14 protein-coding genes are annotated in these 13,631 nt (G+C 53.7%); 6 read left to right on the top strand and 8 right to left on the bottom strand.

Going from position 1 to position 13,631, the window contains the following annotated elements; genetic code table 11:
• Positions 1–544: 544 nt before the first annotated feature.
• The gene (locus Q0802_RS19540; protein ID WP_298921440.1) at positions 545–1,345 is read right to left on the bottom strand and encodes a replication-relaxation family protein; all 801 of its coding nucleotides are present in this window, start codon (positions 1,343–1,345) and stop codon (positions 545–547) included.
• 214 nt (positions 1,346–1,559) lie between these two features.
• The gene (locus Q0802_RS19545; RefSeq protein ID WP_298921442.1) at positions 1,560–2,123 is read right to left on the bottom strand and encodes a site-specific integrase; all 564 of its coding nucleotides are present in this window, start codon (positions 2,121–2,123) and stop codon (positions 1,560–1,562) included.
• Positions 2,124–2,405: 282 nt separating this feature from the next.
• Between Q0802_RS19545 and Q0802_RS19550 the strand changes: the two genes are divergently transcribed.
• From Q0802_RS19550 to Q0802_RS19560, 3 genes are all read left to right on the top strand, one after another.
• A complete protein-coding gene (locus tag Q0802_RS19550) occupies positions 2,406–3,065 on the top strand; it encodes a hypothetical protein (protein ID WP_298921444.1) in 660 nt (219 codons plus the stop codon).
• 127 nt (positions 3,066–3,192) lie between these two features.
• Positions 3,193–3,444, top strand: coding sequence for a hypothetical protein (locus tag Q0802_RS19555; protein ID WP_298921446.1), 252 nt, complete (start codon positions 3,193–3,195; stop codon positions 3,442–3,444).
• Between the two features lie 20 nt (positions 3,445–3,464).
• Complete coding sequence (locus tag Q0802_RS19560) at positions 3,465–3,830, top strand: hypothetical protein (RefSeq protein ID WP_298921448.1); 366 nt, start codon at positions 3,465–3,467, stop codon at positions 3,828–3,830.
• Between the two features lie 152 nt (positions 3,831–3,982).
• Here Q0802_RS19560 and Q0802_RS19565 read toward each other — a convergent pair whose 3' ends face one another.
• The gene (locus Q0802_RS19565; RefSeq protein ID WP_298921450.1) at positions 3,983–4,255 is read right to left on the bottom strand and encodes a hypothetical protein; all 273 of its coding nucleotides are present in this window, start codon (positions 4,253–4,255) and stop codon (positions 3,983–3,985) included.
• 313 nt (positions 4,256–4,568) lie between these two features.
• On the opposite strand from Q0802_RS19565, the gene Q0802_RS19570 reads away from it, so the two are divergent.
• The 3 genes from Q0802_RS19570 to Q0802_RS19580 all read left to right on the top strand — a co-directional run bounded on the left by Q0802_RS19570 (position 4,569) and on the right by Q0802_RS19580 (position 6,331).
• Positions 4,569–5,165 carry a thermonuclease family protein gene (locus Q0802_RS19570; RefSeq protein WP_298921452.1) on the top strand — a complete coding sequence of 199 codons (597 nt, stop codon included), beginning with the start codon at positions 4,569–4,571 and terminating at the stop codon, positions 5,163–5,165.
• An 83-nt stretch (positions 5,166–5,248) separates the two neighbouring features.
• On the top strand, positions 5,249–5,596 hold the full coding sequence (locus Q0802_RS19575) for a hypothetical protein (RefSeq protein WP_298921455.1): 348 nt from the start codon (positions 5,249–5,251) through the stop codon (positions 5,594–5,596).
• 129 nt (positions 5,597–5,725) lie between these two features.
• Entirely contained in the window at positions 5,726–6,331 is a 606-nt protein-coding gene (locus tag Q0802_RS19580) for a tyrosine-type recombinase/integrase (RefSeq protein ID WP_298921457.1), read from the top strand.
• A 273-nt stretch (positions 6,332–6,604) separates the two neighbouring features.
• Here the strand turns inward: Q0802_RS19580 and Q0802_RS19585 are convergent, their stop codons facing one another.
• The 5 genes from Q0802_RS19585 to Q0802_RS19605 all read right to left on the bottom strand — a co-directional run bounded on the left by Q0802_RS19585 (position 6,605) and on the right by Q0802_RS19605 (position 13,512).
• The gene (locus Q0802_RS19585) at positions 6,605–8,290 is read right to left on the bottom strand and encodes a hypothetical protein (protein ID WP_298921459.1); all 1,686 of its coding nucleotides are present in this window, start codon (positions 8,288–8,290) and stop codon (positions 6,605–6,607) included.
• 289 nt (positions 8,291–8,579) lie between these two features.
• The gene (locus Q0802_RS19590) at positions 8,580–9,869 is read right to left on the bottom strand and encodes a hypothetical protein (RefSeq protein ID WP_298921461.1); all 1,290 of its coding nucleotides are present in this window, start codon (positions 9,867–9,869) and stop codon (positions 8,580–8,582) included.
• Positions 9,866–11,542 carry a hypothetical protein gene (locus tag Q0802_RS19595; protein ID WP_298921463.1) on the bottom strand — a complete coding sequence of 559 codons (1,677 nt, stop codon included), beginning with the start codon at positions 11,540–11,542 and terminating at the stop codon, positions 9,866–9,868. Before Q0802_RS19595 ends, Q0802_RS19590 begins: the two co-directional genes overlap by 4 nt.
• Positions 11,539–12,897 carry a DUF4407 domain-containing protein gene (locus Q0802_RS19600; RefSeq protein WP_298921465.1) on the bottom strand — a complete coding sequence of 453 codons (1,359 nt, stop codon included), beginning with the start codon at positions 12,895–12,897 and terminating at the stop codon, positions 11,539–11,541. The genes Q0802_RS19595 and Q0802_RS19600 overlap by 4 nt, the downstream gene beginning before the upstream one ends.
• Positions 12,898–12,972: 75 nt before the next feature.
• Complete coding sequence (locus tag Q0802_RS19605) at positions 12,973–13,512, bottom strand: hypothetical protein (RefSeq protein WP_298921467.1); 540 nt, start codon at positions 13,510–13,512, stop codon at positions 12,973–12,975.
• Positions 13,513–13,631 lie beyond the last annotated feature (119 nt).

The following is a 13,631-nucleotide window of genomic DNA, read 5'->3' on the forward strand; positions in this document are numbered from 1 at the left end:
CTTGTGTCGTTTGATTCCCATCTTTGATCCTCCGTTTCCTAACTATAGGGCCGGACCACTTCAGCGGGGGAGGATCAGTTGGAAAGAGCCCATTTATCATTAGCACCTCAGTAGACGAAAACTTGATCAGGCTAAAAATTGAAGAAAGTGACGATACTGAGATCAGAGAGTTATTTTTGAACGGCCTAAACAGCATTGTTCATCAATAAAAAGTCTGGTGTGGCTAGAGGGACTTGAACCCCCACGCTGTAAAGCCCTCCAACTTAAATCTGGCGTGTCTATCATTTCCGACGCGCCCGCAGTCACCTGCGGCTAGTACACCAAAGTCGTCACTGGAAAAGCCTCAATTTCGCTCAAACCGTCCGAGCTTAAAACTGGAATTTCGCGAAAGCTGATGGAATGGCTGCTTTTTGGAAGGTGCGCTGCGGCATCACGGTCTGAGTTTGATGGTAACTTAGGGCCGTCCGTTTGACTTTGCAAAGTCCGCTTTCTGCGCAGAGTCGACCTTGATGCTGGTCGTGGCGACGGTTTGCCTCTCACTCCTTTACCCAGAAACAACACACCTAATCGAGCGCGAAAGTTCATCGTATTTTGGCACTGGCATTGAAACATACTGCAACAAAAATTGCTGATCACTTTCATTCAGTAGATTGTTGAACTGCAATCGTCGTTTGGCACTCGTGAACATCCAAAGAACCGCGAGATTTGATTTCAGGCCATAGTGCTTTTGGTGCAATTTCTGCTGCAGCAGTTCGCGATATTGAGCGACGGACTTCTGCAGCGATTTCCGCGCTGCCGCCGAGCGCACCGGCTCAGTACCCCGATCTATCTCCAGCGTGAAGGCCCGATAGCCTTCTGGATACTTGATCGCAAAGAGCTGGTCTGGGATCAGTTTGTGCCGCCCCACCGGTATCGCCAGCGGTGCGTTCTTGATCGCCAATATCATTGACGCGGGGATGTATTCCAAACCGGCCCTTATCGCCGCAATTTCAATGGCGTTGGAGACTGCCGAAACCCAGTAGCCATGCCACCAATGGCCCGTTGGGCGGCAATGACGTTCAAGTTCCTGTTCGCATGACAAACGATCCCACCCTAACGGTGTCAAATCGTACACATATGGATTAAAGTCCGCCTTGGCGATCTGCTTTTGTTGCGGCGGTAGTCTCAGATATCCTGCCGCCCGTAAGGTTTGCAGCCGTCGCAAACTGGTATCGCGACAACGGTGTGTATCTCGCGTCAACTCAAATAAGAATTCAGATGATTGCGGTCCATGCCGATCGATATGTGCAAACCAGCGCAATTCGCGGGCGGTGACGGAGATGTCGGATTGTGTGCGGGTTTTCATGCCTCCAAACTGACGCTAGTCTGCCTTGAAGCCTAGCGTTCGCTGCAAAGGTCTGTTGAATTTTTGAGACCAAGATTTTCGAGGGTCTGGCTATGTTCCGCTGTGAGGTGCAATGTGCTCTGGCGGACATGCACAGCGCAAAAATCGCTGTTGCAACCCTGCCGCAGGTCGACTTTTTCGCTGAACTCGTTCTGTCGGTGTTCAGCGCGATACCTCACCACATCCGGTCGGAAAGCTCCAGCTGCTCCGGTCCCAGCACCGTTGAATAGATCGCGGTGGTGCGCATCGACGCGTGGCCCATCCAGCGCTGCAGCATGTGCAGCGGCACGCCTGAGAGAATAGCGCGTGTACCATAGGCATGCCGCAGCCCGCGTGGGCAGGCTTTGGCCCCGTCGATCTGGGCCTCATGCATCAGACCCTTGATCCAGCGGTATGCGGTAATGCGGGGAATGATCCGGTTTTCCTGTGACCACAGGTAGTCAGTCCCTGCCGCTCCTGATAGCGGCCGCAATTCAGAGACCAGTGCCACCGGCATCGGGATTTCGCGGATTACATGGTGGTGTCGTTTTTTCAGCGACCGCACCGAGATCACCCGTGCTTCGATCTGCAGCGAGCCTGAGCGCAGCGCCCGCACCTCCGAAAGCCTGCAGCCGGTGTAGGCCAGCGTCAGTGCAAAGCGCCGCACCGCCGGTGTCGCCTGACGCGCGACCGCAATGAAGCGCTGGAGTTCAGCCGCATTGAGATATAGACGTTCGTTTCGCTCATTATACAGGCGCATGGAAGTTTGCTGTGTGGGAATGGGGAGCATAGGCAGGGTGGCACCACCGCAATTCTGGCCCCCTCCAACAAATCCATTGATACAGTATTGGTAATTTTGTATCCGGCGCGATTTACCGTTTAGATGCAGGGCAGTACCGGCAGCGAGTTTCAATTTGATCGCACCGTTCTGGCCGAAATCTGACCTTAGGACATTGCGAATAAAGCAATTGTACAAAATTACCAATTTTGTATCAGCCTACCTTGGGGAAAACGGCAGCGCGAATTGGCTGGGAGGCCCCTTGTGCAACGTTCTGTTATTTTTCCTGCGTGTATCGCCCTTACCCTTGGCTGCCTGTTGCAGGTGGCCCCCGCATCGGCGGCGACGGTTGTCATCAATGATGGTGATCTGACGGACTATGACCCCGACGACGACTACATCTTTGATCTGGCCCTGACGGACATTGATCCGACAGTGACCCTTGGCTTTAATCTCGATGCTGGTGAAGCCATTCCTTTTGTGCTCAATTCGCCGTCGAATTCGTCCATTCTGGCCGCTGTGACCACTGGTCCCGATGGATCAGGCACAACCCTCATCAATTTCCAGAGCACGGGCGGCGGCCCGTTTGAGGTCTTCGCGAACACCACAATTCCCTTTGAAATGGAGGCTGCCTTCGGCGCAACCCAGTGGTGGACGATATCGCTGGCCGGACAGGCGGGTGAAGCGGCTCTGGTGGACGGCCCCCTCTATCTTGCCGCCCTGATGTCACCGGCAGCAGCCAAGGCCGGACGTGGCACATTCTCATTTGTGAGCGACGCCTCTGGCACGCAGACCACTTTTTATGCCGATGACGGTGACGGCGGCACCGGCCCGTCATCGGTCCCGCTACCGGCAGCGGGATGGCTGCTGCTGGCCAGTCTGGGAGTGATGTTTCGGTTTGGCCGTGGTCGGCAACATGTATGACAGCTGCAATTGCCGAAGCAGAGGTGTCTCTGACCCCTCGTGACGGGACTGCGGCCAGCACATTCGAATGCGCCCGCGCGCCCTGCAGATGCACCCATCGCGAAATACTCAAACAGAGGAACTTTAAATGAATATTCTTGCCGTTATCCTGAACTTCTTCTGCCCTGGAGTTGGCAGCTTTGTCGTGGGTGCTGGTGGCGCGGGCATCGCCCAGCTGCTGATCTTCGGCACCGGCCTCTTCATGGTCATGACGCTGATCATGCTGCCCATCGGCGTGATCCTGATGGGCGTGGCGTGGATCTGGGGCCTGATCACCGCCGCCACGGTCAAGAAGGCACCACAGCAGATCGTTGTGGTTGAGACCAGGGCTGACCAGTGATCACAGCAGGCATCCCAAATATGACCCCAGTAAAAACGTCCCTCGCCATCAGCTGTGCGCTCATCATGGCCGTCGCAACATCGGCGATGGCCCAGAGATATGTCGGCAGCGAAGGCCCTTCAAAAGAGGTGGTCCTGAAAAACCTCAAGCAGATCAGCCGCTGCATAAAAAAGAACACCAACGTGATCGACGTCATTGGCATACACGGCTCGGAGGCGCGCAAGACCGTGGTGGTCCGCTACGGGCGCAAGCCCAGTGACAACTACTGGGACAACGGAAAAGTCAGTCTGGTGCGCTTTGATAATTCCAATGAATGGATGCTGAGCTGTTCATGGGGGGATGGCCTGAACGGATTTGGCACCGAAATGCGGATCATTACGCGGTAGGGCTTGTCTGAAACTGAAGGCGCATTGTCAGCTTTTGGCTGCAACAAGCGGAATGGTGCGATGCCGTGGGGTCTTGCCAAAGTGGTGCGGGCTCACATCACATCAAGCAGGGCAAGCTGTGCTGCGACTGAGCAGAAGAAATGCTGATATGATCAGCGTTTGAATGGTACGACGTTGCCGCCGCCGTTTTGGAATGCGAGTGCGCCTTCAGACCGAATGGTGATCACAGCCTCAGCGAACGCGGCCTTGTCGTCGTCGAACAGATCGTCCCACACAATCGATGTTCCGTCTGCTGTGACAACTTCAAGTGACCAGCCGTGAATTCCCTCAAGTTTGTATATTCCCACATCGAAGGAAATGCCATCCTCGACGATCTGCTGGGACATGCCGGATCTGACCAGATTTGGCTCTCGTTCTCTTGGCATGGCGAGTTCCCGAAATAACGCTGTTCGGTGAAGATATCACGAAGAGCCGATGGCTCCAAGTCAGCTAAGTTGGGAACGTCATTTGCAGAAATCGCGCGCCGCGCAACATGACGTTGCGAGAAGGCGGGAGCTTCAGATCACGCGATGGGAAGTGGACGTTTCCAAGTACTTTGTTGCGCAAGTCATGACACAAGCACCAGTCGTGTTTAACTCGCAGACAGGGCAGCGGAAGTGGAGCGCAAATCTGTTGCGAGTGAATCGAGCGGCCTCAAAAAAGGTTTCTCACTGGCAAAACGTCGACTAGCATCACCACATGGAAACCGTACTGCTATTACTTCTCCTTGTTGCTGTGGTCGTCGCTTTTGCGATCCGAAGTAAAAATACATCGGATGCGCCGCCGTCTGCTCAAATTGTACCCATAACCACCCGCAGCGCGCCAAAACCATTTGACCAACGGACGACGAAAACTGCGCAAGAGGTTCTGCAAGGATCTGCCTACGTCGTGGACGGCGACACGGTCACCATCAAGAAGACGCAAATACGGCTATTTGGGGTAGATGCGCCCGAGCTGAACCACCCTCATGGAAAGAAAGCCAAATGGGCATTGGTATCAATGTGCAATGGGCAAACGATCCGTGCGGAAATTGTCGCAAAAGATGATCACGGTCGAACCGTCGCCAAATGCTATCTACCCGATGGCAAAGACTTGTCTGCCGAGATGGTCAAACTTGGTCTCGCGATTGATTGGCCAAAGTTCTCTGGTGGCCAGTATAGAGCATTGGAAACTTCTGATGCCCGGAAAAAGATGTGGTTGGCGGATGCCAGACAAAAAGGCCGTATGCACGTCTGGGAGAAGTTCGAGCTCAGTCAAAAGGCGCGCGGCAGATCAGAAAAGCCAGATGCATCGTAGATGCGCACATGCACATAAACGATATCGAAGCTTCCGCGCAGCGCTTCCGACGTGCTCTTGATGAAATCCATGAACATCTGGGCGTGCCGTTTGACCAATTTCCGCATGGTTGTTGCGGCGATACCTCTGAACTCCTTGCGGCTTTTCTTACCGACGAAGGGCTTGGTATCTTCCGGTATGTCTCTGGATGGCGCGAGGATGACAGCACTTCGCACGCTTGGTTAGAGCAAGAGTGCGTCGTTGTTGATGTGACCGCAGATCAGTTTGAAGACTGCATTGGTCGGCCATTTGTTACAACAGATCGAACTTGGCACACGCAGTTTTTGAGGCGACAAGATGCGCGCGAAAATGGTGATTTTCGAGAAGCAGGTGAGCCGCCTCACCTCGTCAACGCTTATGCAAAGCTGACGAAGCATCTTTTGACGGGATAGACGCCCATCGCGTTACTTAACACTATTGGTAATAGTGTTAAGTGATCTGCCTTTCATCACCCGTGGATAGATCGGTTCAGTCTGTTTTTTCACTTCGCAGCTTAACGCTTTTCGGGTAAACCGTTAAATATGACCGAAACGAGCCTCTATGACGGTCACGGCAACCGCCTCTATTTGAATGCTGAAGAACGCGCGGCCTTCCTCGCTGTGGCGCGCAAACAGCCCGCGCGGGATCGCACCCTGTGTGAGACTTTGCACTTCACCGGGTGCCGCCCGTCTGAACTGGTCGAGATCACACCTGCGCGCGTCGATCTGTCGGGCGGGACGGTCGCGCTGCGGTCCCTCAAGAAGCGCAAGGATGCCTCTGGTGCTCAGAAGATTGTCTATCGCGCGGTGCCTGTGCCGCCAGACTACTTGGATACACTGAATACCGCGCACGGCATTCGCGAGGCGCAGAAGTCGCGCAAGCTGGCAAGTGTTGCGATCTGGCCGCTCAGCCGCGCGCGCGTGTGGCAGATCGTGAAACGGATCATGACCGAAGCCGGGATCGCGGATGCACCGCATCGCAGCCCGAAGGGCCTGCGCCACGGGTTCGGGATCAATGCGACCGTGAACGGTATTCCGCTGCACATGCTGCAAAAATGGATGGGCCATGCCCAGCTCAGCACGACCGCGATCTATGCCGATGCTGTGGGCAAGGAAGAGCACGACATTGCGTCGAGGATGTGGGGGTAAGCCATTGAAAATCAGTTACCGCCCCAAGTGTTGCGCAAAGGACCGTTTTTGGCGCATGAGTTATGTCATAGGGTTTTTGGCATGCTGCACACTTTGATTAGTTCGACGTGAAAAACGCTAGACAGGGTGTAGGTTGGACCCTGCTAGCTCTGTGGTTCCGAGCTTGGTGTGTGTTGTTTAGTTGAGACTGCGGTCGGCGCACCCCTCCTGGGAGTCGAACCCAGACCGAGCATCCTCCTTTGGAAGAGAGAAGTGCGCCGACCAACTACTAATCTAGCCAATCGCAACTGAGCGGGCAACTCGGTGCGGAACACCTTCAATACTTCGGCGCGGAAGCTTCCAAATCACCTCCTGCTTCCCTGCGACAACACTGCTATGCTCCCATCTTGCCTTCCTGTCTTCCAACCTTTGCAGGTCTTTCGGTTGGAGGTTGTTCCCCTTCTTTATCCATTCAGTTAGTTGCGCCACGCATACCTGTTGCGGCACAAGCTTGCAGTAGAGATCAACCAACCTAATGCTGACCCTTCGCATTTGCGCCAGCCGTTCTCCAATGTCCCAGTCTATTGCGATTTTTAGAAGTTCAGCTGCCGCGTTAAGATCGCCAACTTCAACTAGGTCTAACGCAGCGTGCTCGATCCAGTAAGAGCGAATTGTTCCACCGCTGGCATTACTCAAAAAAGAAAGCTCGGCGGTGTCGGGCGGATTAGAAAGAGGCTGAAGTTCCGCCTCGGTCGGTGCCCAATCGTATCCGTGCAGGATCGATGTCATGCCGAAGGAAGCTTCCACGTCCGACGCACTCTCAAGGTATACGAGTCTAGTGATACCGTAGTTTGTCGGCCTTGCGAAAGCCGATTCTTCAGGCCACGGCCGAGACAACCAATAAAAACCTGGGGCCGTTTCTATCAGAGATTGCACACGACGGCGCTTCTGACGCACGCGCAGATAAGGAGCCAAGGCGTCCGGTGTGTCCCATTGCCGTTGGGAAACGATCAGTCCGGCTGCTATGGTAGCAAGACTGCCAGACATAAATGATCGGCGAGACAAAGCTGACCAAATCAGGCGGGGATCACTATCCGCACCGCCGGGACCAGGACCCCAAATGGAAATTCGTAGAAGGAAAATGCTAACCAACGAGGCAGTGCCAACAGCGCTGTACTTATAAATCGATTGGACCAGAGGCGACATGCCCGTGGGTCCGTAACCTGCTGTCGCATACCCATATCCCATCCAGCAAGCCAGAACTGACAGCATCGCCATCACAAGGCACAAGCAACGAAATACCGCTGACGGCGCGACTCGCAATTCCTTTCCGACGAACCGAACAGACACAAAACTCAAGAGTGTTAGCTCCTGACTATTCGCTGCCGGTGCATTGGCCTGCGCAACTCGAAGTGTTTCGCGCAACTCCCAAACTGGCCAAAGGGCGACCCCAAGCGCGATCAGCCAGACCAACGGCACGCTCCATTTTGCTACTGATATACTGAAAGCTGGAAGCCCAAGTTCAGACCTTGTTTGATAGACACCTATCTCTCGACTAAGACGTGTAATCCGTTCAGCTGCACGGTCATACGCTTCGATTTCTGATGTGGAAGCATGGCTCGCGAACTCGATGATAAGCCGTTCGGGCTTCCGGTCTTTACGCCAAGTGTCGTAACCCTGCCCACGATTGGTCTCAACTTCCGAGCCGTCCTCATCCGAAGTGATCCGACGCCAGTAAAGGCCATTTGGTTCGGACGCATTGCCCCGGACAATCACCCGTTGAACAAGGCGATCCCTCTTACCTTTTAGTTCATTCCGCTCAACCTCAAGTGTGCTAACGGCCCGATAAAATGATCGGAACTCTAAATAGTCTGGCAAAGCCACTGAGATCAGCACGGCAATGAGAGCAATGAAGCCAAGGACCGCATTACGTGATTGAGGACCGGCGCGTTCTCTTAATGAAACAACCCAATCTGTCATTGTCACCTCAAAACAAGAAAATCGGCCCAACACTTGGGCGGCAAACAACGAAAACTGATTAAATACCAAAGGCCGCCGTGCAAAATCCGACGAGAGTTTTCCGTTACGACACTAGCACAACAGTTTAGGACTCACCTACTCCGCGAAGGGCCTCACCTAACCGCGCGCACCAACTTAGGGAGGCGTGACGGACAAAACTCATATGTTCTTGTCACCGGCGGAAACGACCATTTGTGGCGCAACGGGACTGGCATTGCGCTTTTGTGCACTTGACAAGGATGGTCGCTTTCTACTGCACCTCAATACTCCAAGCCTCCGCCAATTCGTTTGGCCTGCTTTCCAGAACTGCAAATTTAATTGGTTCAACCTCTTTAGATGCATGACGCAGTATGCGGTCGGGCAGGTTGCGGTAGTCGATCTGAACACCGCCGCAACTGGGCAGTACGAACCGAACATTCAGTTTCTTGTCATCCGGTTCCTGCGCATTGGGCCAATGGTACACTCTTGAGACACCTTCAATCGTGTCCGGTACGTCATAAAGGGCCAAGCGATGATCCGAGATTAACCAATCTGGCCACAGACCGCTGCGAACAAATAGATTCTCTTCGGCAATCAAGGTCGCGACAGCGTTCCAACGAAACACGTCTGACAGCTCCTTGAATTGCGGATGATCCGCGCTTTCGATCAACTCGCCCATCATGGCGGTCATTTCGCACGTAAACTCTCGAGCGGCTTGATTGACGCCACCTGTCGATTGGAATGTGCCATTGCGGCTGAGATGTTCGGCTTCGTCCAATAGTACGACATTGAGTTTTCGGATGAAGTAAACGCCCTGATCCTCGACGATATCATCCGCACCCGTAGAAAACCAATAGCGTGTCATCCCTCCGATCTCACCAGTATCAGTTCCCGCCCTCGCTGCTTTCAGCAGAACATCCATGTTTCGTTCTGTCACTGATTTGAGGTTGTTGATGTGGGCGCTACCATTACTTACATGCTTGAGCCAGTGATCAATTGAAATCATCTTGGCGCTTGCGCTCGACCCGTGCGGAACTGAGAATGTCTTAACGTCCATTGGAAGTGAACAAGCGCGAGGCCAGGTTTGGTCATAATCCGATAGTGCATTGATTTCAGAGGATACCTTTTGCAGCAACTTAAAGGTGTCAGGCCGCATGTCGATTGTCACGCCAACAGGTGTGTGGTAGCCGACTTGGCGGGCATAGATCATCATGGCACTGCGTAGGTTGGCGACAAGATCATCTATATCCAGAGCCGATACCGATTCAGCAGGCTGGGCAGTTTTAGTCTCGACTATGCGACCAAGGATCAACAGGTCCCCAGGCACTGTCATGATGCCGTCAATGTGGTTCATTCCGTAGAGCTTGCGCGCACCCGAACCGCAATCCCGGTCGTGACCGCATTCCGCCAACTCGCGGTTTACAGCAGCCAAACTGACAGTGAAATTTATTTGGTCGTCGGCCAAAAGGACATCTGGCTCGCAGGCCAGTGTGGCGGTACATGTCAAATTAGTGACGCATAAAAAGAGTGCGCCGGAAAAAACATGAGTAATCTGTTTCATTCGTTGACCTCGCAATGACTGTAGGTTGATGAGGCGCAAGCCTGCAAACGCTCATGTAGAGCCGACAGATCGCCGGTCTTGACGCCCGAGATGGCCCGGATTTCGACGCCTCCGGTTGTCACCGGTTGGGTAGGTACGCTGGTTTGGCGAAACATGTCAGTCGGCACTCCTCGTTTCATCAAATCTTCCCCTATTGGTTTGAGTAAATCCGTCAGCGCTTGTGTTTTTGTTCGGCAATGGGGAAAACAGGATTTTGCATGATGTTGGGTTTCTTCTTTGATCATCGCTGAGAGGTATTTGCCCGCCTTGACGTCAGCTATTTCCCAGAAGAGATGCCCACTCATACGCATGGGATCAATTTGCCATGGGAAAACCTCGGTGACCAAAAGTCGGTTGGTGATGCGTCGCATTTCATAACCCGATGCGACGCCTGTACGCAGCGGTGTTCGGTAGGCGATGCGCCAGTACTCGGAGTACTCCCGAGTTACATCGATGCGGGTAAACCGCACCGGGCGTTGCCAACTCCGGTCAAACGCATTTTCGGTCGCTCGCAGGATATCAAGAGTGGTTGCTGTCACATCGGTAAATGCGCCAAAATCTTCAAGGCTAGTACCAAGGCTCTCTATGATCGCCGGGTCCGCACGCCCTTTCAGTCTGTATTTGACTGAGGACAGTAGATAGTCTGTAGGGTATTGGATCACCGGGTTCCGCCCGGACCAATACGCTAGGCCATCGGCAAACCAGGATGCAGCGATCATCAAAGTTGCATTGATTTGCTGATCCAGAAATTTTCCCGCGTCGACAAAGCTCGCGTGCATGTCCAATGACTTTGACGCAGGCAGTTTTTCAAGGTTCTTGTAATAGTCGTCATTCAGATAGCCGCCTTGTGTCCAGTGGGCCTCCCAGTCTGAGATATCCAAATTCTGGGTCTGTAGTTTGCGTTGGTTGGCTTCCACCAGAGCCCAAGCCCGCCGATAGAACCGATCCGATTTGATCCGGTCCGTCAGTGCATGAGGGTTTGGCATCTGCCGTGGAGTGCGATTACCAGGGTGCAGCACAGCGGTACGGCGCGCGGTGTCGATAAGGGCAGACTGGCCGCCAAATGCGTCGATGCGGACCCGTCCATTATCCAGCATTGCCATGGCGGCAGAATTGGTTATGGCAGTGGTTAGTTTCGTGCCCTGCCAGTTTAGAATCAGAAACTGTCCGTCAGGCCCGAGTATGTGGCCAATACGGTCATGCGCGGCCAGACCAAACACCAGATTATTTTCGGCGAGTGGGATCGGTTCGCCGTGCAACATCTCGGGATCCATGCGGAAAAGCCGCCCGGTTTCGTCAAAAACCGCAAAGACCTTTCGGCCCCCGTTCTCTTTGGTCAATGGCCCCGCGAGGTAGTGGGGCTGATCCGCATTGTGCGCGAAAAGCGCGGTGACTTTGTTGGCGTGGCGGTCATAGTGAAGCTGTTCACCACCGGGTAACTGAACCAAAGTGTACCGGCCTCCGGGCAGGTCGAGGCTCTGGATGGCAGACGCCCCGATACTTTGCGCACCTGCGGCGGCGACAGTAGCGACCCAAATGCCTAGGGTACAGGCGGTAATATGTCTGCGCGGCAGGTGTCGCCGCGCAGAGTGGCACATAGGACTTTGGCTCAAGCTGTCGAGTGGGTGTCTCATGCCGGTACTTGCGGGTTCGCGTTAGTAGCACCCGTTGGTTGATGAGCATCGCGATGTTGCAAGCTTTCCCGCAGATCGTGTTTGAATTCATCATGGAGCTGCTTGATTTCCTTGCGTTGCCGTGCGGCCAAGCGCATCTCATGTGGACCAACTGGTGCAGTCATGCCGATCAACAGCCCCAGGCACTCAATCAGTATCAAAATTGCCTTGGTCGTCAGCAGCAACGCTGCAAACTCCGCATTTTCGGTGCTCAAAGCAATCAGCGCGCGGATACGCTGCAAGACGCTGTCCGGATCGAAAACCACACGATCCGGGTCAGAGGTGACACGTTCGGTAACCCAAGCCGCGCGGCCCGATTTGAAGGCATGCAACTCCTGATTTGCCGCTTCAAGATCGTCCAGGGCGATATTCAGCGCTTCAGGCACGACGACGCTGATCGAGGCCCGTTCCTTGGCCAGATCCACTGTCAGTCGATCTTGCAGATCCTCCAGGTCAGCGATGGTCGCGGACAACTCGGCGCGCTGTTTGTTGGCCAACTCGCCTCTAGTGGCCCATTCAAGATACTTGTCGCCCTCTCCGGCAGCTTCAACCGGTTCGCAGCCCTGATGCCGGATCCCCGAACTTTCGCAACGTGCGTTCATCGCGAAATATTTGATATCATCGATCAGCTTGGCGTTAGTATCCTGATTTTCTTGCACCTCCTTTTTGACCTCGTCAATGCGGTCTTGAATTGTATTCACGACAATAAAGCGATTTTTGTTCTGCTCATCAGTGGCGCTTTGCAACGCCTCGAATTTCGACCTCTTTTGGGCAACAACATCTTTGCGGTTGGTCAGGCTCGCTTCAAACTTGTTGTTGGCCGCGAAAATCAATGGCTGGTCCGACTGGAGCTGCTCTCTGACCGTGTAGCTGACGATGTCTTTCGCGAAAAAACCGAATATCACAAAAAGCGCTAGAGTAGAGGCGACGGCAAACGAGAACCCCAAACGCGTAAAAATCTTCAATGCATTCGCAAATTTCGTGTCGGTTGGAACCTCATCAGTGGCTTCCTCCCGCTCCAACTTGCGTCGGCCTTTGTCGATCCTAGCAAAGGACACGAAAGCCGTGTCGTAATTCGCTATTGTGATAGCCGAAATCAAAGCGATACTGCTAGCAGTCAGCAAATGGAAGCTCATCTGAGAAAGCGCATAGGTCATCAGACCAAAGTGGGCTGTAGAGGATAGCACGATACCGTTGAACGAAAGACGATCGTTAATTTTATTGTATTCAGGACTATTGTAGTCGATAGCTTTGTCGACCGGCAGCCCCGTATTGACCTGGTGGCCGGGTTTTGAAAAATCTTCTTGGTAGCCCATTTTATTGCCTCCCTTAATGTTGGCGCTATTCGTAAGAGCACTCCCCAGATTCGTGGGTGCTTAGTTTCTGCAAAATCACGCGCAGCGCGCTCGGCGCTTTCTTGTGAGTGTTGAGTAGATTGATTTCGAAACCAGCAACCGCCTCAATGTGAAACTCAACATCGTTGTGGCACTTCCGACTCCATAACCCAGCTTGGCCGAGGAGATAGCGACGCAAGCCGTATAGGATCCGGGTGCCTTGATCTCCTCCAGATCAATCCAGTAGAACTCCTCACCTCCTGTTGGCGTAATGTCTAAGATTGTAACCCGTGGCGTCAGGCCGACGCCTTTTTCTACGCGCAAGCTCAACTCGATGCTTTGGAATGCGCGCCAGTCCTGGCTTTCGCGGAACATCCGGCGCGTACTCACCCAGGTCTCAGGACCCATTGTGCCCTCAACGATCAGAAGTGATCCGTCTTGAACAAGCGTCGCCCCCACGCCTTCGGCGGCGTGGAAGCTGAATGCGACACGAGCCGAAGATCCGTGGTCAAGGACGATGTGTTGGGCGTGCGTAGGCGAGACAAAGGGTAAGACCGCAGGAATAACGGTGGTCAGCAATTTCACAAAAACGGTCATCGGTATCACCTCCGGCACGTCGGTGAATACACATTACAACAGATTTTGAAGACTTTCGATACACACGCGATCCACGTCTCGCAAAACTATGATACACAATACATACACTTGCTTGAAAA

Source organism: uncultured Roseobacter sp., assembly GCF_947495275.1.
In the GTDB taxonomy this organism is placed as follows: Bacteria; Pseudomonadota; Alphaproteobacteria; order Rhodobacterales; family Rhodobacteraceae; genus Roseobacter.

Excerpts from the sequence above, each read along its gene's own strand:
- Q0802_RS19555 (WP_298921446.1), top strand. The coding sequence starts at position 3,193 with ATGAATATTCTTGCCGTTATCCTGAACTTCTTCTGCCCTGGAGTTGGC.
- Q0802_RS19560 (WP_298921448.1), top strand. The coding sequence starts at position 3,465 with ATGACCCCAGTAAAAACGTCCCTCGCCATCAGCTGTGCGCTCATCATG.
- Q0802_RS19595 (WP_298921463.1), bottom strand. The coding sequence starts at position 11,542 with ATGAGACACCCACTCGACAGCTTGAGCCAAAGTCCTATGTGCCACTCT.
- Q0802_RS19580 (WP_298921457.1), top strand. The coding sequence starts at position 5,726 with ATGACCGAAACGAGCCTCTATGACGGTCACGGCAACCGCCTCTATTTG.
- Q0802_RS19565 (WP_298921450.1), bottom strand. The coding sequence starts at position 4,255 with ATGCCAAGAGAACGAGAGCCAAATCTGGTCAGATCCGGCATGTCCCAG.
- Q0802_RS19545 (WP_298921442.1), bottom strand. The coding sequence starts at position 2,123 with ATGCGCCTGTATAATGAGCGAAACGAACGTCTATATCTCAATGCGGCT.
- Q0802_RS19605 (WP_298921467.1), bottom strand. The coding sequence starts at position 13,512 with ATGACCGTTTTTGTGAAATTGCTGACCACCGTTATTCCTGCGGTCTTA.
- Q0802_RS19570 (WP_298921452.1), top strand. The coding sequence starts at position 4,569 with ATGGAAACCGTACTGCTATTACTTCTCCTTGTTGCTGTGGTCGTCGCT.
- Q0802_RS19585 (WP_298921459.1), bottom strand. The coding sequence starts at position 8,290 with ATGACAGATTGGGTTGTTTCATTAAGAGAACGCGCCGGTCCTCAATCA.
- Q0802_RS19590 (WP_298921461.1), bottom strand. The coding sequence starts at position 9,869 with ATGAAACAGATTACTCATGTTTTTTCCGGCGCACTCTTTTTATGCGTC.
- Q0802_RS19600 (WP_298921465.1), bottom strand. The coding sequence starts at position 12,897 with ATGGGCTACCAAGAAGATTTTTCAAAACCCGGCCACCAGGTCAATACG.
- Q0802_RS19540 (WP_298921440.1), bottom strand. The coding sequence starts at position 1,345 with ATGAAAACCCGCACACAATCCGACATCTCCGTCACCGCCCGCGAATTG.